The organism is Hymenobacter sp. B1770 (genome assembly GCF_049896385.1).
Lineage (GTDB): Bacteria > Bacteroidota > Bacteroidia > Cytophagales > Hymenobacteraceae > Hymenobacter.
On the sequence record NZ_JAFCUF010000002.1, the window covers coordinates 1 to 23,398 of the forward strand.

The 23,398-nt window shown below is 59.6% G+C and carries 21 protein-coding genes and 1 tRNA gene; 10 read left to right on the plus strand and 12 right to left on the minus strand.

The window, feature by feature from the left end; all coding sequences use genetic code 11:
• Positions 1-190: 190 nt before the first annotated feature.
• Positions 191-1,696, minus strand: coding sequence for a malate dehydrogenase (quinone) (gene mqo, locus ACP7AJ_RS04005; protein ID WP_426058906.1), 1,506 nt, complete (start codon positions 1,694-1,696; stop codon positions 191-193).
• Between the two features lie 165 nt (positions 1,697-1,861).
• Here mqo and ACP7AJ_RS04010 point away from each other — a divergent pair, with 165 nt between their 5' ends.
• The 3 genes from ACP7AJ_RS04010 to ACP7AJ_RS04020 all read left to right on the plus strand — a co-directional run bounded on the left by ACP7AJ_RS04010 (position 1,862) and on the right by ACP7AJ_RS04020 (position 3,701).
• Complete coding sequence (locus ACP7AJ_RS04010; RefSeq protein WP_426058907.1) at positions 1,862-2,947, plus strand: asparaginase; 1,086 nt, start codon at positions 1,862-1,864, stop codon at positions 2,945-2,947.
• Positions 2,948-3,064: 117 nt separating this feature from the next.
• Positions 3,065-3,152, plus strand: a tRNA-Ser gene (locus ACP7AJ_RS04015).
• 198 nt (positions 3,153-3,350) lie between these two features.
• On the plus strand, positions 3,351-3,701 hold the full coding sequence (locus ACP7AJ_RS04020; protein ID WP_426058908.1) for a hypothetical protein: 351 nt from the start codon (positions 3,351-3,353) through the stop codon (positions 3,699-3,701).
• 91 nt (positions 3,702-3,792) lie between these two features.
• Here ACP7AJ_RS04020 and ACP7AJ_RS04025 read toward each other — a convergent pair whose 3' ends face one another.
• Both ACP7AJ_RS04025 and ACP7AJ_RS04030 read right to left on the minus strand, forming a co-directional pair.
• Positions 3,793-4,059 carry a hypothetical protein gene (locus ACP7AJ_RS04025; RefSeq protein WP_426058909.1) on the minus strand — a complete coding sequence of 89 codons (267 nt, stop codon included), beginning with the start codon at positions 4,057-4,059 and terminating at the stop codon, positions 3,793-3,795.
• A gap of 164 nt (positions 4,060-4,223) precedes the next feature.
• Positions 4,224-4,655, minus strand: coding sequence for a hypothetical protein (locus ACP7AJ_RS04030; RefSeq protein WP_426058910.1), 432 nt, complete (start codon positions 4,653-4,655; stop codon positions 4,224-4,226).
• A gap of 179 nt (positions 4,656-4,834) precedes the next feature.
• Between ACP7AJ_RS04030 and ACP7AJ_RS04035 the strand changes: the two genes are divergently transcribed.
• Both ACP7AJ_RS04035 and ACP7AJ_RS04040 read left to right on the plus strand, forming a co-directional pair.
• Positions 4,835-6,247 (plus strand): MFS transporter, encoded by a 1,413-nt coding sequence (locus ACP7AJ_RS04035; protein WP_426058911.1) that lies wholly within the window; start codon positions 4,835-4,837, stop codon positions 6,245-6,247.
• An 80-nt stretch (positions 6,248-6,327) separates the two neighbouring features.
• Entirely contained in the window at positions 6,328-6,846 is a 519-nt protein-coding gene (locus ACP7AJ_RS04040) for a DinB family protein (protein WP_426058912.1), read from the plus strand.
• 81 nt (positions 6,847-6,927) lie between these two features.
• Here the strand turns inward: ACP7AJ_RS04040 and ACP7AJ_RS04045 are convergent, their stop codons facing one another.
• Together ACP7AJ_RS04045 and ACP7AJ_RS04050 are read right to left on the minus strand one after the other, a co-directional pair.
• Positions 6,928-8,598 carry an amidohydrolase gene (locus ACP7AJ_RS04045; RefSeq protein ID WP_426058913.1) on the minus strand — a complete coding sequence of 557 codons (1,671 nt, stop codon included), beginning with the start codon at positions 8,596-8,598 and terminating at the stop codon, positions 6,928-6,930.
• Between the two features lie 157 nt (positions 8,599-8,755).
• Positions 8,756-9,526 (minus strand): AMP nucleosidase, encoded by a 771-nt coding sequence (locus tag ACP7AJ_RS04050; protein ID WP_426058914.1) that lies wholly within the window; start codon positions 9,524-9,526, stop codon positions 8,756-8,758.
• A gap of 119 nt (positions 9,527-9,645) precedes the next feature.
• Between ACP7AJ_RS04050 and ACP7AJ_RS04055 the strand changes: the two genes are divergently transcribed.
• Entirely contained in the window at positions 9,646-10,107 is a 462-nt protein-coding gene (locus tag ACP7AJ_RS04055) for a type I restriction enzyme HsdR N-terminal domain-containing protein (protein WP_426059453.1), read from the plus strand.
• Positions 10,108-10,174: 67 nt separating this feature from the next.
• Here the strand turns inward: ACP7AJ_RS04055 and ACP7AJ_RS04060 are convergent, their stop codons facing one another.
• From ACP7AJ_RS04060 to ACP7AJ_RS04080, 5 genes are all read right to left on the minus strand, one after another.
• A complete protein-coding gene (locus ACP7AJ_RS04060) occupies positions 10,175-10,591 on the minus strand; it encodes a TerB family tellurite resistance protein (protein WP_426058915.1) in 417 nt (138 codons plus the stop codon).
• Between the two features lie 154 nt (positions 10,592-10,745).
• A complete protein-coding gene (locus ACP7AJ_RS04065) occupies positions 10,746-12,653 on the minus strand; it encodes an LTA synthase family protein (protein WP_426058916.1) in 1,908 nt (635 codons plus the stop codon).
• 143 nt (positions 12,654-12,796) lie between these two features.
• The gene (gene ald / locus ACP7AJ_RS04070) at positions 12,797-13,924 is read right to left on the minus strand and encodes an alanine dehydrogenase (protein ID WP_426058917.1); all 1,128 of its coding nucleotides are present in this window, start codon (positions 13,922-13,924) and stop codon (positions 12,797-12,799) included.
• A gap of 130 nt (positions 13,925-14,054) precedes the next feature.
• Positions 14,055-14,573, minus strand: coding sequence for a VOC family protein (locus tag ACP7AJ_RS04075; protein WP_426058918.1), 519 nt, complete (start codon positions 14,571-14,573; stop codon positions 14,055-14,057).
• A 120-nt stretch (positions 14,574-14,693) separates the two neighbouring features.
• Positions 14,694-15,464 (minus strand): DUF1573 domain-containing protein, encoded by a 771-nt coding sequence (locus ACP7AJ_RS04080; protein WP_426058919.1) that lies wholly within the window; start codon positions 15,462-15,464, stop codon positions 14,694-14,696.
• A gap of 258 nt (positions 15,465-15,722) precedes the next feature.
• Between ACP7AJ_RS04080 and ACP7AJ_RS04085 the strand changes: the two genes are divergently transcribed.
• Positions 15,723-18,143 carry an alpha-ketoacid dehydrogenase subunit alpha/beta gene (locus tag ACP7AJ_RS04085; protein WP_426058920.1) on the plus strand — a complete coding sequence of 807 codons (2,421 nt, stop codon included), beginning with the start codon at positions 15,723-15,725 and terminating at the stop codon, positions 18,141-18,143.
• Positions 18,144-18,167: 24 nt separating this feature from the next.
• Here the strand turns inward: ACP7AJ_RS04085 and ACP7AJ_RS04090 are convergent, their stop codons facing one another.
• On the minus strand, positions 18,168-18,746 hold the full coding sequence (locus ACP7AJ_RS04090) for a hypothetical protein (RefSeq protein ID WP_426058921.1): 579 nt from the start codon (positions 18,744-18,746) through the stop codon (positions 18,168-18,170).
• A gap of 118 nt (positions 18,747-18,864) precedes the next feature.
• On the opposite strand from ACP7AJ_RS04090, the gene ACP7AJ_RS04095 reads away from it, so the two are divergent.
• Positions 18,865-19,896: an acyl transferase gene (locus ACP7AJ_RS04095; RefSeq protein WP_426058922.1), complete on the plus strand. Its 1,032-nt coding sequence runs from the start codon at positions 18,865-18,867 to the stop codon at positions 19,894-19,896.
• Between the two features lie 171 nt (positions 19,897-20,067).
• Here the strand turns inward: ACP7AJ_RS04095 and ACP7AJ_RS04100 are convergent, their stop codons facing one another.
• Complete coding sequence (locus ACP7AJ_RS04100; RefSeq protein WP_426058923.1) at positions 20,068-21,231, minus strand: sigma-54-dependent transcriptional regulator; 1,164 nt, start codon at positions 21,229-21,231, stop codon at positions 20,068-20,070.
• A 264-nt stretch (positions 21,232-21,495) separates the two neighbouring features.
• Here ACP7AJ_RS04100 and ACP7AJ_RS04105 point away from each other — a divergent pair, with 264 nt between their 5' ends.
• Both ACP7AJ_RS04105 and ACP7AJ_RS04110 read left to right on the plus strand, forming a co-directional pair.
• On the plus strand, positions 21,496-22,779 hold the full coding sequence (locus ACP7AJ_RS04105) for a PQQ-dependent sugar dehydrogenase (protein WP_426058924.1): 1,284 nt from the start codon (positions 21,496-21,498) through the stop codon (positions 22,777-22,779).
• A 9-nt stretch (positions 22,780-22,788) separates the two neighbouring features.
• A complete protein-coding gene (locus ACP7AJ_RS04110) occupies positions 22,789-23,280 on the plus strand; it encodes a c-type cytochrome (RefSeq protein ID WP_426058925.1) in 492 nt (163 codons plus the stop codon).
• The last annotated feature ends 118 nt before the right edge of the window (positions 23,281-23,398 follow it).

Consider the following 23,398-nt stretch of genomic DNA (forward strand, 5'->3'; position numbering starts at 1 on the left):
CCAACAACGCCCACGTGCGGTCACTGATTTCGTCTAATTGATTCACGAACGCAAAGCTAATTGTCCGTACAACCTAGAATGTATTACCAATCACAGTAGGAGCCTATCCGAATAGGCAAAAAGACGGTCATGCTCAGCTGCACGGACGCCAAATGAGCATGACCGTCTTTTTGCCTATATCGGATAGGCGCTAACCCTCCAGTTGCAGCACCCGCTGGCTGCGCTCCCGCACAGCGGCCGTCAGGGTCGGGTCGGTGGCCATGCGCTGCCCAAAAGAGGGCACCAACTCCCGGAGGCGCGCCTGCCACTCGGGGGTGGCCACCCGTTCCGGGAAGCATTTTTGCACCAGGTCGAACATAATGGCCACGGCCGTGCTGGCCCCAGGCGAGGCACCCAGCAATGCGGCAACCGAGCCATCGGCCGAGGTGACCATCTCGGTGCCAAACTCAAGCACGCCGCCCACCTTTTTATCTTTTTTGATAACCTGCACGCGCTTGCCCGCCACTTCCAGCTGCCAATCGGCAGGGTCAGCTTTGGGGTAATACTCACGGAGCACGGCCGTACGCTCCTGCGGCGATAGCAGCACCTGACCGATGAGGTAGCGCGTCAGGCCCAGGTTGCGGGCTCCGGCGTAGAGCAGCGGCCGGATGTTGCCCACCTCTATGGAGCGGAACAAATCGGTATAAGAGCCCTTCTTCAAAAATTTGGTGGTGAAGCCAGCATAAGGCCCGAATAGCAACTCTTTCTGACCGTTTATCTGGCGCGTGTCGAGGTGGGGCATCGACATGGGCGGCGAGCCCAGGGCAGGCTTGCCATACACCTTGGCCTGGTGGCGGGCTATCACCTCGGGGTTGCGGCACTTCAGCCACTGCCCGCTCACGGGGAAGCCGCCGTAGCCGTGGGCCTCCGGAATATTTGTTTTGTCGAGCAGGGGCAAGGTGCCGCCACCGGCCCCGATAAACACGAAGCGCGCCCGCTCAATGCGGTCCTGGCGAGTAGTCAGGTTCTCAATTTTGATGCGCCAGATGCCGTCGGCCTTGCGCCGGAAGTCTTCCACCTCGTGGCCCAGGTGAAACTCTACGCCGGGCTGCTCCTTCAAATGCTCGAAAAGGCAGCGCGTGAGCGAGCCAAAGTTGACATCGGTGCCAATGGGCATGTGAGTAGCGGCCACGGGCTCGGTGGCGTCGCGGCCGTCCATCACCAGCGGAATCCATGCGGCAATCTGAGCAGGGTCCTCGCTGAATTCCATGCCTTTGAACAGGGGCGAGTGCAGCAGCGACTCGTAGCGCTTGCGCAGGTAGTTCACGTTGTCGGCGCCCCACACAAAGCTCATGTGCGGAATGCTCTGGATAAAGGTGGTGGGGTCGGGCAGCTTGCCTTCCTGCACCAAGGAGGCCCAGAATTGCTTGCTCATCTCAAACTGCTCGGCAATTTTGTCGGCTTTGGAGATGTCGATGGTGCCATCGGGGCGCTCCGGCGTGTAGTTGAGTTCGCAGAAGGCCGAGTGCCCGGTGCCGGCGTTGTTCCAGGCGTCGGAGCTTTCGGCGGCCACCGCATCGAGGCGCTCATACACGGCAATGGTCAGGTTGGGGTCGAGGCTTTTGAGCAGCACGCCCAGTGTAGCGCTCATGATGCCCGCGCCGATGAGGACGACATCAGTCACGGGTTTAGCAGGATTCTGGTCCGTTGAGGTCATAGAAAAATTAAGGAAAGGGCCGCAGGCAATACGGAGGCTAGGCGCACAGGGCTGTTCGTTGCTGAAAAAAACCAGTTGGCTACCTTGCGAAGGTCAACGGTAAGCTGACCTCCTTTTTTTAAAGAGGGGATGTTTACCGTTCTGTACTGCTTTCCACTCCCACCCATGCCCGACCTCGAACTGCCGCTGTTGCCCCTTCCTACGCGCGTCGACCCCGCCAATACCGCCGCTCCACGACTCCTCATCATCTACACGGGCGGCACCGTGGGCATGGCCGTGAACCGCAGCGGCGAGCTGGTGCCCATGCAGTTTAGGCGGCTCGACCGTAAGATGCCGGAGCTGGCGCGCCTGCCGTTTCAGTTGGCCCTGCTCAGCCTGCCCGAGCCCATCGACAGCAGCAACGTCACGCCCGCCGACTGGCTGTTTCTGGCCCAGCTCATTGGCCGGCACTACGCCGATTTTGATGGTTTTGTGGTGCTGCACGGTACTGATACTATGGCTTACTCAGCCGCGGCGCTCAGCTACGTGCTCGAGCACCTGGGCAAGCCGGTGGTATTTACTGGGGCGCAGGTGCCGGTAGGCGCCAACCGCTCCGACGCGCAACGCAACATCATCACGGCCTTGGAAATTGCCGCAGCCCGGCACCTACGTGCCCACACGGTGCGCGTGCCCGAAGTGTGCGTGTTTTTCAACGACATCCTGATTCGGGGCACCCGGGCTAAAAAGGTAGAGAGCCAGCAGTTCGCCGCTTTCAAAAGCGAAAACTACCCGCCACTGGCCCGCGCCGGCATCAGCCTGGAGTTCGACGACAAAAGCATTCGCCTGCTGCCTGGCGCCCAACTCAAAGTGCACGCCAACCTCGAAACCGGGGTAGCCGTGCTGCGGCTGTTTCCGGGCATCACGGAGGCGGTGGTGACGGCTATTTTGGGCGTGGCCGGCCTGCGTGGCTGCGTGCTCGAAACCTACGGCTCGGGCAATGCGCCCACTGCCCCCTGGTTTTTGCAGTGCTTGGCCGATGCCCGGGCCCGCGGCGTGTGGCTGCTCAACGTGAGCCAGTGCGAAGAAGGCCGCGTGGTGCAGGGCAAGTACGAAACCAGCGCCCATTTCGCCGACCTGGGCATTCTGGGCGGCGACGACATCACGACCGAAGCCGCAGTGACCAAGCTCATGTTTGTGCTCGGGCTGGGGCTGGGGGAGGAGCGCACCCGGCAGCTGCTAACTCAGAACCTACGCGGCGAAATTACCCTTTAGCTTTCGTTCTCAGTGATTGGTTGTCAGATGTCAGCGTCTGAACAGCACATAAAACTCATGCCTAGCAACCAACAACTGCCAACTGCACTCTATCTTTGTGCCACCAACCACCATCCTTGAGGGGTGTCCGAGTGGTCGAAGGAGCACGCCTGGAAAGTGTGTATGGCTCAAAAGGTCATCGTGGGTTCGAATCCCATCCCCTCAGCAGTTTTTTAAAAGGCCTCGCAAAACGTTCCGAAAGGACATTTTTCGAGGCTTTTTTTATGGTGTTCTTTTAGTCCCTGTAAGGTGTTGAGGCGTGGTGGATGCCCCGCAAAGAACAGGTGGGGTTGCACTGCTTCACCAACGCGACTCTCCTGAAGTACCACGCCGTTTACATTCAATTGCCGAGCAAGTAGAGAACGTGACTGGAGCCGTAGACAACACCCCCACTGCCGAAATGTGGGTGCTGGCCAATGCCATTCTGTATCACCGCCCGTACCCGTTGGCCACGGCACTCCGGCGCGCCTACATGGACGCCGGCGAATACGTGCCCGACGACGAGGAAGAGCTACTCTGGGACTATGCAGACCGCATTCTGATTGACATGGTTTGGCAGGGCTACCGCTTCGTGAGCCGGGACGAGGTTCCGCTCTTGTGCATCGGGCCGCTGGAGGTGTTCGAGGAGAAGGGCAGTGGGCAAGCCCTGACCCGCTGCGCCGTGTGGTACGGCCCGGATGCCCTGGCCGAGTGGCGCCGCTGGAGTGCGTACTAAAATCGCCGCATCTGTTATCGTGAGCCACTAGCAAAAAAGCCCCGCCGGTGGAACGGTCGGGGCTTTACTCATGCAATGATGAAACGAGATGCTAATTCAACCAGACCCGCTCGAATATCTTGAAGCGGTGCGGGGCGAAGGCGTTGAAGTACGGGGCCTGGCCCTGAAAGGTGAGCACGTGAATGAGTGGGATGCCTTCGGTCCGGCTCTCCACCATGCGCACGGCGTAGACGCGGCCTTTCATCGGCCAGTCTCCCACGTGGTTGGCAGGGCGATTATCGGCATCGACGCACACTGCGTAGTCGATGTAAGGAGCCGAGCGCGTGGCTTCAGCGAGGGTGTGGCTAGCTACTTCCATAAGCCAAATATACACCGCCAAGTAGCGCATCGTTCCCGGCCGCAGCTCAGCAGTGTGTGCTTCTACTGATTAAGGGGTTGGCGAGGAGCGGTTTGGCTTGGCAGCACGAGGCCTCGAATTAGGAAATAGGCTTTTTGATTGAATTCCGAACAACTGCAGTCAGCTTACTCCGCTTGCACGGTGGTCACGCTGATTTCGGTGCGGGCCGTGTCGGCTGGGCGCGCAAAAGTGACCGACTGGTTGCGGCTGGCACCCGGCGCCAAACCGCCGAAGCGGCCTTTGGATGTGCCAACTGCCTGGCTCTGCGCGTTGTAGTAAGTCACGCTATAGGTGCCTTCTGTAATTTCGGCCAGCGTGGCGCGGTTGGTAAAGGTGAAGGTGTAGCCTTCGGGACGCACCTGAACCTGGCTAGCCACCAGGCTGCGCATGTTGCGCAGCTCGTAACGCAGCAGCTCACGCACCAGGCGGGCGTGCTCGGGGCCGTGCAGGCCTTGCTCGCGGTAGGCCGCAGGGCTGTCAATGACCGGGTTGCCGGTCTGGGCATGGGCAGCAGTTGATAAAGCCAACCCCATCAAAATGAGCAAAGAGCGCAGCATAGGTGGAAACAAATACAGATTATTGTTCTGCGAAGGTAAGTTCGCAATTGTGCTGCTGAGCTTAAGCTGGATTGAATCAGAAGCGTAGCAGCAATATTATCGCTGTGCTACGCCGCAACGCAAGCGCCCAAAACCCGTTACCTTGCCCGGCGTTTCCGCACCAATTTGCGCCCTTCCTCATGGCCCCCATTTCAACTGTTACGGCTGCTGCCGGTCCCGTCGAAAAAGACAACAAACGCATCACCCGCGGCTGGACCTTTTACGACTGGGCCAACTCAGTTTATCCGCTGGTAATTACGTCCAGTGTCTTTCCCATTTATTGGGGCACGCAGGCCGTCGACGCCCAGGGTAGGGATATAGTCAACTTTCTGGGGTACACCCTGCCGGGTTCGTCCCTGCTGACTTATGCCATTTCATTTGCCTTTTTACTGATTGCCATTGTCAGCCCGTTTCTGACCTCGCTGGCTGATTACTCCGGGCGAAAGAAGCTATTTCTGCAGGTGTTTTGCTACTTGGGCGCGGCCTCCTGTGCGGGCTTGTTTTTCTTCACTAAGGACAACCTCGTGCCGTCCACGTTTGTGTTTATCGCAGCCACAGTGGGCTTCTCGGGCAGCATTGTATTCTACAATTCTTACCTGCCGGAAATCAGCTCGGAGGAGAAGTTTGACTCGTTATCGGCCCGGGGCTTTTCAATGGGCTACATCGGCTCGGTCATTCTGCTGGTGCTGTGCCTGGTGCTCATCGAAGGCCACGAAATGTTTGGCCTAGAAAAAGCCTTTGCCACCCGCCTCAGCTTTCTGCTGACGGGCGTGTGGTGGGCGGGTTTCGCCCAGATTCCCTTTGCCACCTTGCCCGCCGACCCTGGCCGGCCGGCCGGCAGCACCAGCGAAGGCAGCTGGGTACTGAACGGCTTCCGCGAGTTGGGAAAAGTTTGGGCCGAACTTGAGCACCAGCCCAACCTGAAGCGCTTTCTGCTGGCGTACTTCACCTACAATATGGGCGTGCAGACGGTGATGTACGTGGCCACAATTTTCGGCGACAAAGTGCTGAACCTGGAAACCCGGGAGCTCATTATCACCATCCTGCTTCTGCAAATCGTGGGAGTTCTCGGGGCCTATCTATTTGCCAAACTCTCAGAGCACATCGGCAACACCCGGGCTCTGAGCTGGGCCGTGTTCATCTGGATGCTGATATGCGTGGCCGGCTACTTTGTGCAGAAGGGCTGGTCGTTTTTTGCGCTGGCGGCCGTTATCGGCCTCACCATGGGGGCGGTGCAAAGCCTGTCGCGCAGCACCTACTCGAAGATTATGCCAGAGAACAGCCCCAATAACGCGGCTTACTTCAGCTTTTTCGACGTGGTAGAGAAACTGGGCATCGTCATTGGTACGCTGTCCTTCGGGCTTATTGGGCAAATCACGGGCTCGATGCGCAACAGCATTCTGTCGCTGATAGTGTTTTTCATTCTTGGGCTGGGCTTCTTGCTGACGCTGCGCGGCAAAAAGCTGCGCGACAACACCAGCGCTGGTGCCGATGCCGTGCCCGGCCCGCCGCCCGCCTCGCCCGTGACCAGTACCCCGGCTACGACAAAGTAATTTAGGCTTCCCGGCATCTCCCTAAGAGGGCATCCACGGAGCATGCCACCGCACGCACTCCCTCTTCCAAATCCTGGCCCATGCACACGTCCTCCCTTCAGCAAAACATCCTCGCCGAGCTCGACCACGAACTGGCCAACACCCGCAAAATGCTCGAACGCGTGCCCTTCGAAAAGGCCGACTTCAAGCCCCATTCCAAAAGCATGTCGCTATGGCAGTTGGCGTCGCACATCGTGAACCTGCTGGCTTTCAAAACTCTATTTGTACAAGCTAACTCGCGCGACTTTCTCGACCCCAACGCCCCCAAGCCCGGCCCCACGCCCACTTCAAAAGAGGAACTGCTGTCTCGGTTCGATGAGTACAGCACCACGCTGATTGAGTCGCTCCAAAACAGCAACGACGAAAAGCTCACCAACCACTTTCAGCTGCACCGGGGCGACCAGATTCTGATGGACCGCCCCAAGGCCGCCGCTTTGCGCATCATGGGTCTGAACCACAGCATCCATCACCGGGGCCAGCTCTCGGTGTACCTGCGCCTACTCGACATTCCAGTACCCGGCTTCTACGGTCCCAGCGCCGACGAGCAAGGCGGGGTTTAAGGTTGGTTAGCCGTAAATACAAAGGCCCCGTTCAACTCACCAGGAGGTGGAGTTGAACGGGGCCTTTGTATTTACGGCTACTTACTTTTTCAGCGCGAACACTTGCTTGCCGCCAACCCAGGTTTCCAGTACGCTGGCATTGCGCAGCTGCTCGTTGGGCGCCGTTATTAAGTCCGTACCCATCAGCACGAAATCAGCGAGCATGCCGGGCTTGATTTGGCCTTTGCGCTTCTCCTCAAAGCCTGCGTGGGCGGCCCAGGTGGTCATGCCGCGCAGGGCGTCGGGGCGCGAAATGGCGTTTTCCATCTGGTAGCCGCCTTTGGGGAAGTTCTTGGCATCTTGCCGGGCCACGGCAGAGTGGAAGCCATATAGCGGGTTGATGTCCTCAACGGGAAAATCTGAACCCAGCGCCAACTGGCCGTATTGCTTCAGCAGCTCGGCGTAAGCATAAGCCGTTTTGACGCGTTCGGCCCCCAGACGCTCGCCGGCCCAGTACATGTCGGAAGTAGCGTGGGTGGGCTGCACTGAGGGTACAATGCCAAACTGCCCAAACTTGGGCATGTCGGCTGGCGTCACCACTTGGGCGTGCTCGATGCGCCAGCGCCGGTCTTTCTGGCCTTGCAGGGCCTCACCGTAGATGTCGAGGATGATGCGGTTGGCCGAGTCGCCGATGGCGTGGGTGTTCATCTGAAACTTTGACGCGGCCAGTTCTTTTGCCAAGGCGCGGTATTCCTTTTCGGTAGCTAGCAGGAAGCCAGTTTCTTTAGGCTTGTCGGCATACGGCTCCACGAGGCAGGCCCCACGTGAGCCCAGGGCCCCGTCGGCGTACACCTTAAACGAGCTGACCGCCAGTTGGTCGGTGAGGATGGGGCCGTTCTTGAGGTAATAATCTTTGTTGGCCGCCGTGGGGTTGAGCATGGCATACAGCCGCAGGTGCAGCTTGCCTTGCTGCTGCAGGGCAGCCATTTGCTCGATGTCGGCCCGGTTGAGACCGGCATCGGCCACGCTGGTGAGGCCCACCGCCAGGCAGTTTTGCTGGCCTTGCAGCAGCAGCTGGGCGGCTTCGGCAGGGGTAGGCTCCGGAATTTTATTACTGACGAGCCGGGTGGCATTGTCTACGAGCAAGCCCGTGAGGCGGCCCTGTGCATCGCGCGCAATGGTGCCGCCGCTGATGGGCGTGGCCGCCGTCACGCCGGCGAGGTCCAGCGCCTTTTGGTTGACGAGCGCCGCATGCCCATCCACCCGAATTATTAGGACGGGAACGTCGGGAAACAGCCGGTCCAGCGCTTCCTTCGTCGGAAACTGCTTGGTGGGCCAGTCGTTCTGGTCCCAGCCACGGCCCAGCAGCCAGGCCGCCTGCGGAAACTTCTGGCGGTGCGCCTGCAGCTTCTGCAGCACGTCTTCCCAGGAAGTGGTGCCCACCAGGTCGGCGGAGCTCAGCCCCAGCGAGTACCGGTAGAAGTGGCAGTGCGCATCGTAAAAGCCCGGATAGATGAACTGGCCTTTCGCGTCTACTTCCTTGGCTGCGTCAAACCGTGATTTGAGGGCGGCGGATGTGCCAACCGCCACAAACTTGCCGTCTTTCACCGCAAAGGCTTCGGCTTTCGCAAAAGTTGAGTCCACGGTGTAGACCGTGGCATTGGTAACGAGCAAATCCACTGACTCGCGCTGGCCTTGGCAGCTGGCCAATGCGCTCAGTCCCAGCAGTGCCACACCCAGCTTTTGCCCCAGCGGCTTGGTAAAATTCATCATAGGTAACGAGGTGATTTTAAATTTTTAAACAAGAACGTCATGCTGAGCTTGGCGAAGCATCTCTACCGCCCAACTAATTCAAATTAGTGTTGAGGTAGAGATGCTTCGCCAAGCTCAGCATGACGTTCTCTGAGTTTTCGCTGGAAGTGCCGGTGAGTTATTCGAAGCGCATGTGCTTTACCGATTCGCCCGAGTTTTGCAGTTCCTGCAGCGACTCAATGCCGATTTGCAAGTGACGACGTACGAAATCAATGGTCACCTTCGAGTCCGATTCCGACGTTTTCACGCCCTCAGGCGTCATCGGGTTGTCGCTCACCAGCAGCAGAGCACCGTGGGGAATGTCATTCATGAAACCGCACACGAAAATGGTGGCTGTTTCCATATCGACGGCCAGCGCACGCACGCGGCGCAGGTAGTCCTTGAATTCCAGGTCGTGCTCCCACACGCGGCGGTTGGTGGTGTACACGGTGCCGGTGTAGTAGTCGAGCTCGCGCTTCTTAATCATCGACGACACGGCGCGCTGCAGGCGGAAGGACGGCAGGGCCGGAATTTCCTTGGGCAGGTAGTCGTCGGAAGTACCGTCGCCGCGAATGGCTGCGATAGGCAGCACAAGGTCGCCGAGCTTGGTCTTTTTCAGACCGCCGCACTTGCCCAGAAACAGGGCTGCCTTGGGCTTGATGGCCGACAGCAAATCCATGACCGTGGCGGCCATGGGCGAACCCATGCCGAAGTTGATGATGGTGATGCCGTTGGCCGTGGCCGATTGCATGGGCTTGTCGAGGCCCTTTACCTCGCAGTCGAACTGCTCGGCAAACATGAACACGTAGTTGCTGAAATTGGTGAGCAGGATGTACTGCCCAAAGTCGCCGAGCGGCACACCCGTGTAGCGCGGCAGCCAGTTATTAACGATTTCTTCTTTGGTCTTCATAAGGAGTAAATGAGTGTTTGAGCGACTGACTAAATGGTGGAAGAAAGGACGCAAAACCCGATGCCACTCAGTCGCTCAGCTACTCAGTTACTCGATTTGGCCCCGTACCTTTGGAGGTGATGCAAGCCCTGGACCTGCCGCCTTTCGAGGCCAAACTTACACAATCGGCCTCGAATCAACCACTCATCTGGGATGGGCTCCGGCGCAAGCACGTGGTGCTGACGCCCGAGGAGTGGGTGCGCCAGCACGTGGTGCACTACCTCGCCGACCACCTCGGCTACCCCCGTGGCCTGCTGGCCCTGGAGCGCGGCCTGCGCTACAACCAGCGCCATAAGCGCACCGACCTGCTGGCCCTCGGTCCCGAAGGCAAGCCCTTGCTGCTGGTAGAATGCAAAGCGCCCTCCGTGACCATCGATGCTGCGGTGGCCCGGCAGGCTACTACCTACAACCAAGCCATTGGAGCGCCGCTGCTGCTGCTTACCAATGGCTTGGTACATTACTGCTGGCGGGTCGATTTTAAAACCCGCACCAACGAGCGGCTGGAAGAAATTCCGGCTTATGCCGCAGCGGTGCTGCTGTAGCCGCGTTCTGATTTCTGGCTATGCCTTCCGGCTGCCGGCCTAGCCGGCATAAGCGGCTTTAGCTGGCTTAGCTTACGGTGGGCGGGTTGGGGTTGGAAATGGGCGCACCGCCCGACAACTGACTCACCATGTCATCTAGGATGGCCTTGCTGTAGCCAATGCGGTTGGCGTACTCCATGCACAGGCCGTACTCGCGGGCATCTATCTGACCGTCCTGCAGCATCATCTGCACCAGTGTTTGCAGCTCCAGGGTGCGCTGGAGCCCCTCAGATGGCACAATGAAGCTGAGCACGCCCAGGTTATTGGCAATCGGCATTACTTCTTCGGCGGTCAGGCCCAGCTTGCTGCCAATCTGGAGCAGAAAATCTCCTTCATCCTTGCTTAAATCGCCATCGGCCGCAGCTATCAAAACTAAGTTTTGGAAGAAGGCCAGCTTCTTCTGCGGGGTATTCAATACGTCTTCGAGCAAATGAGCCTCTTGCATTTTCTTGGGTGGGGTTGGTCGTTGAGGAAAGCGTCCAGGCAGGACAGCTTAGTTGAACGGCACCTTAGCCGGAAGGTTATTGCATGAGAAACCAAAGCTTGAGCGACTGCACCCCGCGCTGGCAGGCGTGGGCCTGTTTACTACGCGTTAGCAGCTACTTATAGAGCCGGTTGTCAAGCAGTCCGTTTACGTAAAATTGCACACAGGCCCGCAACTCATCGCCGTATTTCTGCACCAATGCCGGGTCAGGGTTGGCCACCGGCTGGTTCGGAATAAAGTGCGGCTGATAGGGGTAGAGCTGCACCGTGTTATCTCCTTTTAGCTCGGTCACAAAATCGGAGTGCACCAGGAAATACGAATCGTCGTCGTGGAACAGGGCCCGGCCTGAACTGGCCGCATCAAACAGCGAAGAGCCAAAGGGCAGCAGCGCCTTCTGCTCGGTGTGCAGGCCGAGCACGTCCAGCACCGTGGCCGGAATGTCGGCCTGCTGCGTGACGCGCTGGGGGTTGGCCTCTGGCAGCGCATGGCCCGGGCTAAAGAGCAGCAGCGGCGTCTTGTGGTCGCCCAGGAAGTTGTGGTAGTTTTCCCGGTCTGTTTGCGAGGTGTGGTCGCCGGTGAGCACAAAAATCGTGTTGCTGTACCAGGGCGCCTGGCGGGCCGCCTGGAAAAAACGCCGCAACGCAAAATCGGAGTAGGCAATGGTGGGGTGAATGGGCAGCGTTCCCGCCGGAAACTTGCCCTTGTATTGGGCCGGTATCGTAAACGGGTCGTGGGCGCTCAGCGTGAACAGCGAAGCAAAAAACGGCTGCTGCGTACTACCCAGCTGCCGGTTGAAGTACTGCAGGTAGGGCTCGTCGAAAATGCCCCAGTGCCCGTCGTAGTCGGGGCTGGCGGCGCCGCCAGGGTATTCGTTGAGGCCGTAGTAGCGCTGCATGCCCGCAATGCCGGCAAAAATATCGAAGCCCATGGTGCCATTGGCCCCGGCGTGGTAAATAGCCGTGGTATAGCCGTGGCGGCCCAGCATATCGCCCAGCCCGTGCAGTTCCGCCGTCTGGAAGCTGGAGGTGATGAAGGGCTCCTCCATGAGCGAGGGCAGCCCGGCGAGCACCGCCGGCAGTGCCTCAATGGAGCGGCGGCCGTTGGCATAGTTGGCCCGCATAAGTAGCGACCCAGGCGCCGTGGCCAGCGAATCGAAGAAGGGCGTGTAGCCGCCCTGGCCTCCGTTGTCGACACCGGTGTACTCCGAGGCTAAGCTTTCGAGCAGCAGCACCACCACGTTGAGCGGGGCTGCCGGTGCCGGCCGCTGCGGCAGAGAGGCCGCACCCAGGTGGGCGCGCACAGCCGCATCGGTAGGGAAGTAGTTTTTGCGCTCCACCTTGGCTTCGCCCAAAGCTTTGAGCACGGTGAAGGTACTGTTCAACGCAAGGTGGCCCAGCACGGCGGGCTGCTGGTCAAACGCTGCGCCGGTGCGCAACGGCTTCAACTGCCAGCCCCCGCGCAGGCCCAGTACTACCAAGCCCACCAGCAGCAGAAACTCGACCCCGCGCAGCACCCATTGTTTCCGGGGGCCCGCGGCTCTTTCCTCAGCCGGGGTGGGCATGGGGCAGAGCCGCCAGAGCAGGTACACCATGCCCCCCAGCGGAATTAGCAGGTACCAGTAGTGCTCCACAATCTGGCCCGACTGCCGCGCAATGTCGCCCCCCACCGTCGTGAACTCATTGCTCAGGCGCCGGCCAATGAACTTGAAGTACTCCCAGTCGATGACGTTCAGCAAGAAGCCCGGCACGTTCACGAGTACAAAAAGCCACCGCAGCCCCTGCTGCCCGCGCCGTGCCGACACGGGCACCACCACCGAAAGCAGTACCAGCAGCAAATTGAGCCACAGCAGAGCCGCAACATCGAAGCGCAGCCCGTGCACAAAAGCCAGCAGCACGGCCCCGTTATCTATGCCCCCGAACGTGCTGCGGTTGAACAGGTAAAAGCCCAGCCGCAGCAGCGTGTACACCGCCAGCAATAAAGCGAAGCGGCGCAACAGCAGACGGATGGCAGGTGAAGGAAGCATCTGTGGCGAGAAGAAATCAATCCGAAAAACAGAGCATCATGCCAGGCCGGGACAGACTTCGGTCAGCACGATGTTTTGAGGGGATAAAAGTAAAAAGCCCTCCCGACTTGCGCCGGGAAGGCTTTCCACACTTAAAGTATTGCTTACACTGAGGCCAGTTCGAGCACGGTTTCTACGTTCACCAGGGGCAGGCCCCAAGCGTCAGCTACGCCTTTGTACACCACTTCGCCGTGCACCACGTTCAGGCCGAGGCGCAGGGCCTCGTCGCGGCGGCAGGCTTCCTGCCAGCCTTGGTTGGCCAGTTTCACGGCATAGGGCAGGGTGGCGTTGGTCAGGGCCAGGGTGCTGGTGTAGGGCACTGCGCCGGGCATGTTGGCCACGCAGTAGTGCACCACGTCGTCGATGATGAAGGTCGGGTTTTCGTGGGTGGTGGGGTGGCAGGTTTCAATGCAGCCGCCCTGGTCCACGGCCACGTCAACCACCACGGTACCGGGACGCATGCTCTTCAGCATGTCGCGCGTGATGAGGTGCGGCGCCTTCGCGCCGGGAATCAACACGGCACCCACAATCAGGTCGGAGGTTTTGATGGCTTCGCGGATGTTGTACTCGTTCGAGTACTGCGTCACCACGTTCTTGGGCATGAAGTCGTCGAGCTCGCGCAGGCGGTTCAGGCTGATGTCCATGATGGTAACCTGCGCGCCGAGGCCCGCGGCCACTTTGGCCGCTTGGGTGCCTACCACGCCGCCGCCCAGCACCAGCACATTGGCGGGCTTCACGCCGGGCACGCCGCCCAACAGAATACCGCGGCCTTTCAGGGGCTTCTCCAGGTACTTGGCTCCTTCCTGCGGGGCCATGCGGCCGGCCACTTCGCTCATCGGAATGAGCAGGGGCAGGGCACGGTTGCTGAGCTCCACGGTCTCGTAAGCGAGGCAGATGGCCTTGCGCTCAATCATGGCGTGGGTCAGTTCTTCGCCGCTGGCGAAGTGGAAGTAGGTGAAGAGCAACTGGTTCTCCTTGATGAGGGGATACTCTTCGGCAATGGGCTCTTTTACTTTGATTATCATCTCGGCCTGCTCGTACACATCGGCGATGGTGGGGAGCAGGGTGGCGCCGGCCGTGGTGTACTCGTCGTCCGAAAAGCCGCTGCCTTCGCCGGCGGTGGCTTGCACGAGGAGCGTGTGGCCGTGCTTGCGCAATTCGGCAACGCCGGCGGGCGTGAGGCCCACGCGGTTTTCATTGTTTTTAATTTCCTTAGGAACGCCGATTATCATGAGCGGAGTGGTGGGAGTGAAGGTGGAGGCTGAGGTGAGAATTCGTGGCGTAAAGATAAGGAGCCGCCGTCCCGCGGGCACTGCAAAATACTTTGGCTTTGGCCCGCCAAGCCAAACCAAACCGCTGGGGTTAACACCCGGCCAGCAGCCCGGCCATATCCAGCGCCCGGGTATACATCTGCACGCTGCCATCGGGGGCGGTGGGCCACTGCGCTGGCGGCCGGTCCCAGTATAGCTCCACGCCGTTGCCGTCGGGGTCATCCAGGTAAATGGCTTCCGAGACGCCGTGGTCGGCCGAGCCCGTGATGGGGTAGTTGGCCGCCACCAACTGCCGGATAGCCTGCGCCAAATCGACCCGCGTGGGATACAGAATAGCAGTGTGGTAGAGGCCGGCGCCGTGCTTGCGGGCGGGCGGCCCGCCCAGGCTGTTCCAGGTATTGAGCCCGATGTGGTGGTGATAGCCGCCCGCCGAAATAAAGGCCGCTTGGTTGCCGAAGCGCTGCATGAGTTTAAAGCCCAGAACGCCGCAGTAAAACGCCAAGGACTTTTCCAGGTCCGTGACCTGAAGGTGCACGTGGCCGATGCGGGTTTGGGCGGGAGCCTCGTAGCTGGCAGCTTGCTGTGAAGTATCGGAAGTTGGGTTATCCATTCGGCAAGAAGTTGAACTTGAAAGCCTGGTACTATACGCACTAGCTTCGCCTAGGCATAAAAAAAGCCCTGCTAATAGAGCAGGGCCTTTTATATCGAGGACATTATCGGTTATTATTTGCTATTTAAACGGAACAGCGGTGCTGCTTTCCTTCACCATGCTGTTGCCGCTGAGGTCGCGCACGATGTTGGCCTTCAGCGTGATTTTTGCGTCGCCGCTCAGGTCATTGGAAGTGATGGTTACGGCGTCGCTCACCTGGCCCAGCTGGCGCTGGCTGTAAATGAGGTCGACGGCGGCGCTCTGGCCCGGCGCAATAGGCGCGGGGGGCGTCTTGTAGCCTACGCAGTAGCAACCCGAAGTGAGCGAGCCCAGCACCAGCGGCGTCTTACCGGTGTTCTTCACGGTGAAGCGCGCGGTGGGCTGCTGGCCTGCTTCCATCTTGCCGAAGTCGTGGATAGTTTTATCAACCACCATGCGCGGCGACTGCGCGAGCTGGGCAGCTGTCAGAGTCGGCTTGATTTCGTCTTTGGTCAGCACCGCGCCTTTAATGGTGAGCACCTTGCTGGGCTCGGTGGCATTGCTGGTCACCGTCACGGTTTTGTTGAACACGCCGGGGCGGCCGGCGCTGCTGTACATGGCCTTGATGATGCCGGTTTTGCCGGGCAGCACGGGCGTCTTGGTCCAGTCGGGGGTAGTGCAGCCGCAGCTGGCCTGCACGTTGGCAATGACCACGGGCTGGTTTCCGGTATTTTTAAATTTGAATTCGTGGGTCGCCATCGTGCCCTCGGGCACATTGCCGAAGTCGTGGTTGTCGGCTTCGAATTGCATCACGCCCTGGGCGCGTGCGCTGATGGCAAATGCCAGCAGGCAGAGGGTAAGTAACTGTTTCATAATCTTGAAAGCTGAACTGACAACCAAGGCAGGCACAGCTACGCCCCCTTGATTTCGTTTAACAAAAAAAGCTGCCGAATGATAATAGCCCTGTTTGCGAGTGTGCGGCTGGCCAAGGCATTACCCCTCAAATATACGGCGAAACCCTCCGCCCAAATCCTGCGCACGGCCTGCCCGCTCCCGATTTCGTATTTTTGTACCGTGGCCCCGGCCGCATCGTCCTTCCCGCTTTTATCCCACCCTTCCCTTTAGTACACCATGCCTGCTGCCGAAACCGCTGTGCCCGCGCTATCCACACCCCTTTCCAAAGTCGATTTTCTCGATGACTACCGCTTGGCTTGGGAGAGCCGCCTGGCGTCCTTAGCCGGTCGCAAGGAGGTATTTATGGGCAAAGCCAAGTTTGGCATTTTTGGTGATGGCAAGGAGGTTCCTCAACTGGCCATGGCCCGCGCCTTCCAAAACGGAGACTTCCGCTCGGGTTACTACCGCGACCAGACCTTCATGGTGGCCATCGGCCAGCTTACCTGGCAGCAGTACTTCGCCCAGCTCTACGCCAACCCCGATGCCGAAGCAGAGCCCGCCACCGCTGGCCGCGCCATGAACGGCCACTTCGCCACGCGCATGCTGGACGAAGACGGCAACCTCACCGACCTTACCCAAACCAAGAACTCCTCGGCCGATGTGTCGCCCACTGGCTCGCAGATGCCGCGCCTGTTGGGCATGGCCTACGCTTCGAAGCTGTTCCGCCAAAACCCGGAGTTGCATTCGCTCACCACCCTGTCGAACAACGGCAACGAGGTGGCCTTTGGCACCATCGGCAACGCGAGCACTTCCGAAGGCATGTTCTTCGAAGCTCTTAATGCTGCTGGTGTGCTGCAAGTACCTATGCTGGTGAGCGTGTGGGACGACCACTACGGCATCTCGGTGCCCGCCGAATACCAGACCACCAAGCAGAGCATTTCGGAAATCATGTCCGGCCTGCAGCGCGAGGGCGAAGGCCTGCAGGGCTTCGAGATTTTTGTGGTGCGCGGCTGGGACTACCCAAGCTTGGTGGATACTTACCAGCGGGCCGCCGCCATGTGCCGCGAGCAGCACGTGCCCGTGCTCATCCACGTCACGGAGCTCACACAGCCCCAGGGCCACAGCACCAGCGGCTCGCACGAGCGCTACAAGAGCAAAGACCGGCTGAGCTGGGAAGAAGCCCACGACTGCCTGCACAAGCTGCGCGAGTGGCTGCTGGCCGAAGGACACGCTACCGAAGGCGAGCTCGACGAAATTGAGAAAACTGCTGCCGCTACCATCAAAACGGCCCGCACTGCGGCCTGGTCAGCTTTCTTCGACACCATCAAGGCCGAACGCGACGAGGCTGTGACCTTGCTGGACAAGCTGGTGGCCGACACCGGCACCGAAAACACTCTGCACGAGATGGTGGGGCGGTTAAAAGCAAACCCCACGCCCATCCGCGCCGACATTGTGCGGACCATGCGCCGCGCCCTGCGCCACGTGCGCAACGAGAAGCGCAGCGCTGGCCGCCGCGCCGTGCAGCGTCACCTTGAGCAGCTGCTCGCCGAAAATGCTGACCGCTACAACTCCAATCTGTTCAGCCAAAGCGAGTACGCTGTTGGCAACATTGAGGAGGTGCCCGCTACTTTCGCGGCCAATGCCCCGCAGGTAGATGCCCGCGAGGTGCTGCAGGCCTGCTTCGATGCTAACTTCCAGCGCGACCCCAGCATCTTCGCGATTGGCGAGGACGTGGGCAAAATCGGCGACGTGAACCAGGCCTTTGCTGGCTTGCAGGACAAGTTTGGCGAGCTGCGCGTGACCGATACCGGCATCCGCGAGTGCACCATTGTGGGGCAAGGGATAGGCGCCGCCCTGCGCGGCCTGCGCCCCATCACCGAAATTCAATACCTCGACTATCTGCTCTACGCCGTTCAGATTCTGAGCGACGACCTGGCTTGCCTGCAGTACCGCACCAAGGGCGGGCAGAAAGCCCCCCTCATTGTGCGCACGCGGGGCCACCGCCTCGAGGGCATCTGGCACTCGGGCTCGCCCATGGGCATGGTGCTGAGCAGCCTTCGCGGCATGCACGTGTGCGTGCCCCGCAACATGACCCAAGCCGCCGGATTCTACAATACCCTGTTGCGCAGCGACGAGCCCGCCTTGGTAGTGGAATGCCTAAACGGCTACCGCCTGAAGGAGCGGATTCCGAGCAACGTGGGTGAATTCACGCTGCCCCTGGGCCGCCCCGAAGTGCTGCTGGCCGGCACTGATATTACGGTGGTAACCTACGGCTCGATGTGCCGCATCGTGATGGAGGCAGCCAAGCAGCTGGCCGAAGTCGGAATTTCGGTAGAAGTAATCGACGTGCAGACCCTGCTACCCTTCGACACCGACCACCTGATTGTAGACAGTGTGCAGAAAACCAACCGCGTAATATTTGCCGATGAGGACGTGCCCGGCGGCGGCACCGCTTTCATGATGCAGCACGTGCTGGACGAGCAGCAGGCCTACCGCTTTCTCGATGCGCAGCCGCGCTGCCTCTCGGCGCAGCCCCACCGCCCCGCCTACAGCTCCGACGGCGACTACTTCAGCAAACCCAACGCCGAGGACGTGTTCGACACCGCGTACGAGCTGATGAGCGAAGCCGAGCCCGAGCGTTTTCCCGAAATTTATTAAGTAAAAGATGGAGTTGGGCCGGTACTACTGGCCCAGCGTTACTTCGCTGGTGGTGACCTTGTTGCTCTGGCGTAAGGCCCGGTCCATAATACTGATTTCAGCGCGGAAGACCTGGCCGGGCTTGAAAATTACTCCATCAAGAAAGATGGGGAGCTTGTAACGTAGTGTGCCCCGAATAGGGCCGGGCTTGGCATCGGGGTTAAAGCTTTTTTCGAGGCGGGGGTATGTTCCGTCGTATTCACCCGCAACCCCTCCCGGGTTGAAAGCCACAAAGCGGCCACTGGGCTCCTTCAAATAAAGCTGAATGAAGTAGTTAAAGCTATAGCCGCGGTTGTTGGGGCCGCCGGTTTTGCTATTATAGGGGGCATTCTGGATATCATTGGACGATAAGCCCAGGTCGCCGTCGCCGTCCCTGTAGTCCACCGCAAACTTGAGCGTGTCGGTCGACAGGCTACCTCCCCCGGGGCGGCTTCGCCCTACGGTAAGTTCTTTGAACTCAATTTCAGGCACGATGTCATAATCGGGTGCACTGATGCAACTATCAAGGCCCGCGGCAGTTAAGCAAACAAGGGCAGTCGCGCTCAGAGTACGAAACAGGTTCATAAGTACAGGAAGTGAAAAGACAGAAGCACAACGGCCGAAGTGGCCCCAAAGTACATTTTTTCCAACGAATGGCAGGACTTGTTGGTTCTACTTGCCTTGCTAACCACGCCGCCCGGCCATGAGTTTCCGTACCGATTTCTTGCAGCAGCTGCCCCACGTAACGGCGTCCACTTTTGAGGCAGCGGCGCTGGCATTGTTTCGGCACCAGGCGGCCCATTGCCCCCCCTATGCCGAGTATCTGGCCACGTTGAGCCATACCCGGCAGGGCCGTGCCCGGCTTAATGGTGCTCCCGCAAACGTGTCCCGGCTGGTCGATATTCCGTTTTTACCCATCGAGTTTTTCAAGACTCACGAGGTGCGCACCGAGCCAGCCGGGTGGGCACCGGAGGAAGAATTTCTCAGCAGCGGAACCACGCTGCAGCAGCGCAGCCGCCACCTGGTGCGCGCGCCGGCGCTCTACCGGGAAAACGCGGCGCGCATTTTCGAGCACTACTACGGGCCGCTCACCGGCTGGACGTTTCTGGCCCTGCTGCCCTCGTACCTGGAGCAAGGGCAGTCGTCATTGGTGGCCATGGTCGATTATTTTGCCCGGCAATCGGGCCAGACGCAGCCGGCTTTTTTCCTGCACGACCACGCCGCGCTGCGCTTGGCCCTGCTCAAAGCCAAGCAGGAGCCAGGCCGCCGCGTGATGCTCATTGGCGTGAGCTATGCCTTGCTTGACTTTGCAGCCGCTACTGGGCCTGCGCCCGAGTTGCAAGGCCTCACTGTGCTCGAAACCGGCGGCATGAAGGGCCGCCGCCGCGAAATGATTCGCGAGGAGCTGCACCAAGAATTGCAGGTGGCCTTCGGGCCGGCTGGCATCCACTCCGAGTATGGCATGACGGAGCTGCTCAGTCAGGCCTACTCCCTGGGCGATGGCCGTTTCCATTGCCCCGCTCCGCTGCGCGTGCTGCTGCGCGAGCCTTCCGACCCTTTCTCAGTGGCAGCGTTTCGGCCCGACGGTGCCATCAACGTCATCGACTTAGCCAACGTCGATTCCTGTGCTTTCATCGAAACCAAAGACCTTGCCCGCATGCACCCCGATGGTGGGTTTGAGGTGTTGGGGCGCATGGATAACTCGGATGTGCGCGGCTGCAATCAGATGGTGTAGCTAACGTACTGTCATTGCGAGCGGAGCGAAGCAATCCGTCCTGAAGAGGTCGGATACTTCAATGAAACGACAAGCCCCGGCACTGCACAGTGCCGGGGCTTGTCACATTATTGGGTTGGTCGCATTGGGAGGACGGATTGCTTCGCTCCGCTCGCAATGACAGACTAGGGGTTACTTTCCGGCAAACGCCTTCGCGTCTCCTTCCGAAATGGTGTCATCGCTCATTATCACCAAGCGCTCCACCACGTTGCGTAGCTCGCGGATATTGCCGCGCCAGTCCAGCCCTTTGAGGTACTGCAGGGCCGCCGCGTCTATCTTCTTGGGCTTGTTGCCATAGTCGGCAGCGATGTCGTTGAGGAACTTCTGAATCAGGTCAGGGATGTCTTCTCGGCGGTCGTTGAGGGGCGGCACCTGAATCAGAATGACCGATAGGCGGTGGTAAAGGTCTTCGCGGAAGTTCTTGTCGGCAATTTCCTGCATTAGGTCTTTGTTGGTGGCGGCGAGCACGCGCACGTTCACCGAAATCTCTTTTTCGCCCCCTACACGGGTGATTTTGCTTTCCTGCAGCGCGCGCAGAACTTTGGCCTGGGCCGAGAGGCTCATGTCGCCGATTTCGTCCAGGAAAAGCGTGCCGCCATCCGCCTGCTCAAACTTGCCGATGCGCTGCTTCACAGCCGACGTGAAAGAGCCTTTTTCGTGGCCGAACAGCTCGCTCTCAATCAGCTCCGAGGGGATGGCGGCGCAGTTTACTTCCACCATGGGCCCGTGGGCGCGCTGGCTGAGCTCGTGCAGCTGGCGCGCCACCATTTCCTTACCGGCACCATTGGGACCGGTGATGAGCACGCGGGCATCGGTAGGAGCCACCTTTTCAATGGCTTTGCGCACCGCGCCCAGCGCGGCAGAAGCGCCCACCATCTCGGAGCCTTTGGCTACAGAAAGTTTTTTCTTGAGCGTTTTGGTTTCGGTCACCAGCTTAGTGCGGTCCAGGGCATTGCGCACGGTCACCAGCAGGCGGTTGAGGTCTGGGGGTTTGGAGAGGAAATCGTAGGCTCCTTTTTTGGTGGCTTCCACGGCGGTGTCGATGCTGCCGTGGGCCGATACCATGATGAACGCCGCATCAGTGCCCATGGCCTGGGCACGGGTAAGAACTTCGAGACCGTCCATTTTTGGCATCTTGATGTCGCAGAGCACTACGTCGTACTTCTGCTGAATGAGCATGTCGAGGCCAGCCGGGCCGTCTTCGGCCTGGTCGACGGTGTAGTTTTCAAACTCAAGTATTTCTTTGAGCGTGTGCCGAATGGCACGTTCGTCGTCGATAATGAGGATGCGGGGCATGGAAACGAGCTTGGTAAGTAGAGGCCGAAAGTAACGAAAAGCAGCGCGACCGTAGCAGGTCCTCACAATTTGCGAGCGCAAAACGCGGCGGCTATTACGCTTTAGCCGTATGGAGCCCTGCGCAAGCACAATGCTTTCCGAAGCCTCTTATCTTCGCCAAAAGGTCGGCTGCGGCCAGGGGCAAAGGCATATTTCTGCTCGTCTCCTAAACCATTGCGCGCCCGCGCTTGTCCAAGTAAAAATTTTGCTGTCCCGACTCATTACATGAAAAGTAACCTTTCTCGCTACTTGCTTCTATCAGCCGCCCTGGCTGGAAGCGTGTCATTGCTGGCCCTCAAGGCCGAAGACAAGGTGGTGCCCGATGCCGACAACGCCGGGCTGAAGCTGCCCGCCGGCTTCGGCGCGCTGGTAGCTGCTGAAACTGGCGGCCGCGCCCGGCACATTACTGTGACGCCCCAAGGGCTGATTTACGTGAAGCTGAACCGGCCCAACGCCGCCGGCAAAGGCATTCTGATGCTGCGCCCCACCGCCAACGGCAAAGCCGAAGTAGCAGGGGCTATTGGCAGCTACGGCGGCACGGGCATCTACAGCACGCCCGATTATTTGTACGCTTCATCCGATGAAGACGTGTACCGCTACAAGCTCAACAGCAAGGGCGAAGTGGCAAATCCGGCGCAGTCCGAAAAAATTGTGGCAGGCCTCATCAACCGGCGCCAGCACGAAAGCAAGTCCATTACCTTGGATAAAGAAGGCAACATCTACGTCACCATCGGAGCCTACGCCAACGCCTGCCAAGTGAATGACCGGCAGAAAGGCTCCAAGGGCATTCCCAATTGCCCCATTCTGGATTCGGCCGGCGGCATCTGGCAGTTTCGGACAGATAAGCTAAACCAACGCTACGCCAACGGCACGCGCTACGCCACCGGCCTGCGCAATGTGGTGGGCTTGGATTGGAACGCTCAGGCCAACCAGTTGTTTGTGATGCAGCACGGCCGCGACCAGCTTAGCGACAACTGGCCGGAGCTGTTCACCACCAAGCAATCAGCCGAGTTGCCCGCCGAGTGCATGTACGCCCTCAAAAAAGGCGACAACGCCGGCTGGCCCTACCTCTACTACGACCCCATGCAGCGCAAGAAAATGCTTAACCCCGAATACGGCGGCGATGGCAAGAAGGAAGCTCCGGGCAACTACCTGGAGCCCGTCGCGGCTTATCCGGCCCACACGGCTCCCAATGCGCTGCTGTTTTACACGGGCACCATGTTCCCTGAGAAGTACCGCAACGGCGCGTTCATCGCCTTCCACGGTTCCTGGAACCGGGCCCCCGAGCCGCAGAAAGGCTACTACGTCGTGTTTCAGCCTTTCAAGAACGGTAAGCCCTTTGGCGACTATGAGGTGTTTGCCGACAACTTCGCTGGCACGCCCGAAAAAGCCGCTGCTGGCCGGCCCGACCACAAGCCCTGCGGTCTGGCCCAGGGTACCGATGGTTCGCTCTACGTCTCGGATGATAAAAAAGGCACTATTTACCGCATTGTTTACGCTAAGAAGTAATCAGTTTTAATGAAGCAATTTCTCATCCTCTTGGGGGCTCTGGCTTGGTTTAGCGAGCCGGCCGCTGCCCAAAAAAAGCCCGCGCCTAAATCCAAGCGGTCTGCCCCGGCTAAGTCGGCGGCCGCGGCCAAGCCTGCAGCGGCGCTGTCAGCCGCGGCGCTGTCAGCCGCGGCGCTGGCTCCCGGTAAAGCCCTTTACAGCCAATACTGCCTCACCTGCCACCAAGCCGATGGCGGGGGAGTAGACCGCATGAATGCTCCCCTCACCCAAACTTCTTGGGTGCTGGGCGAAAAACCCCGCTTGGTAAAAGTGCTGCTCAATGGCATGCAGGGCGTCGAAATTGACGGCGAACGGTACGCCAACGTCATGCCCGCTTTCGACTACCTCACCGACCAGCAGATTGCCGATGTGCTGACCTACGTGCGCAACAGCTTCGGCAACAAGGCCAGCGCCGTGAGCAGCGCTGAAGTGAAGGCCGTGCGGGCAACGAACAAGAAGTAGGGCGGCTGGTTTGAATCCGCTGGGGTTTTGATAAGCGGAGCTAAAGCAGCCACTTGACCAAGAACGTAACCTAACTGTCTGTTGTGCCTGGTGCCTGAGCATGACAGACAGACAGAAG

Excerpts from the sequence above, each read along its gene's own strand:
- mqo (WP_426058906.1), bottom strand. The coding sequence starts at position 1,696 with ATGACCTCAACGGACCAGAATCCTGCTAAACCCGTGACTGATGTCGTC.
- ACP7AJ_RS04010 (WP_426058907.1), top strand. The coding sequence starts at position 1,862 with ATGCCCGACCTCGAACTGCCGCTGTTGCCCCTTCCTACGCGCGTCGAC.
- ACP7AJ_RS04025 (WP_426058909.1), bottom strand. The coding sequence starts at position 4,059 with ATGGAAGTAGCTAGCCACACCCTCGCTGAAGCCACGCGCTCGGCTCCT.
- ACP7AJ_RS04030 (WP_426058910.1), bottom strand. The coding sequence starts at position 4,655 with ATGCTGCGCTCTTTGCTCATTTTGATGGGGTTGGCTTTATCAACTGCT.
- ACP7AJ_RS04035 (WP_426058911.1), top strand. The coding sequence starts at position 4,835 with ATGGCCCCCATTTCAACTGTTACGGCTGCTGCCGGTCCCGTCGAAAAA.
- ACP7AJ_RS04040 (WP_426058912.1), top strand. The coding sequence starts at position 6,328 with ATGCACACGTCCTCCCTTCAGCAAAACATCCTCGCCGAGCTCGACCAC.
- ACP7AJ_RS04045 (WP_426058913.1), bottom strand. The coding sequence starts at position 8,598 with ATGATGAATTTTACCAAGCCGCTGGGGCAAAAGCTGGGTGTGGCACTG.
- ACP7AJ_RS04050 (WP_426058914.1), bottom strand. The coding sequence starts at position 9,526 with ATGAAGACCAAAGAAGAAATCGTTAATAACTGGCTGCCGCGCTACACG.
- ACP7AJ_RS04055 (WP_426059453.1), top strand. The coding sequence starts at position 9,646 with ATGCAAGCCCTGGACCTGCCGCCTTTCGAGGCCAAACTTACACAATCG.
- ACP7AJ_RS04060 (WP_426058915.1), bottom strand. The coding sequence starts at position 10,591 with ATGCAAGAGGCTCATTTGCTCGAAGACGTATTGAATACCCCGCAGAAG.
- ACP7AJ_RS04065 (WP_426058916.1), bottom strand. The coding sequence starts at position 12,653 with ATGCTTCCTTCACCTGCCATCCGTCTGCTGTTGCGCCGCTTCGCTTTA.
- ald (WP_426058917.1), bottom strand. The coding sequence starts at position 13,924 with ATGATAATCGGCGTTCCTAAGGAAATTAAAAACAATGAAAACCGCGTG.
- ACP7AJ_RS04075 (WP_426058918.1), bottom strand. The coding sequence starts at position 14,573 with ATGGATAACCCAACTTCCGATACTTCACAGCAAGCTGCCAGCTACGAG.
- ACP7AJ_RS04080 (WP_426058919.1), bottom strand. The coding sequence starts at position 15,464 with ATGAAACAGTTACTTACCCTCTGCCTGCTGGCATTTGCCATCAGCGCA.
- ACP7AJ_RS04085 (WP_426058920.1), top strand. The coding sequence starts at position 15,723 with ATGCCTGCTGCCGAAACCGCTGTGCCCGCGCTATCCACACCCCTTTCC.
- ACP7AJ_RS04090 (WP_426058921.1), bottom strand. The coding sequence starts at position 18,746 with ATGAACCTGTTTCGTACTCTGAGCGCGACTGCCCTTGTTTGCTTAACT.
- ACP7AJ_RS04095 (WP_426058922.1), top strand. The coding sequence starts at position 18,865 with ATGAGTTTCCGTACCGATTTCTTGCAGCAGCTGCCCCACGTAACGGCG.
- ACP7AJ_RS04100 (WP_426058923.1), bottom strand. The coding sequence starts at position 21,231 with ATGCCCCGCATCCTCATTATCGACGACGAACGTGCCATTCGGCACACG.
- ACP7AJ_RS04105 (WP_426058924.1), top strand. The coding sequence starts at position 21,496 with ATGAAAAGTAACCTTTCTCGCTACTTGCTTCTATCAGCCGCCCTGGCT.
- ACP7AJ_RS04110 (WP_426058925.1), top strand. The coding sequence starts at position 22,789 with ATGAAGCAATTTCTCATCCTCTTGGGGGCTCTGGCTTGGTTTAGCGAG.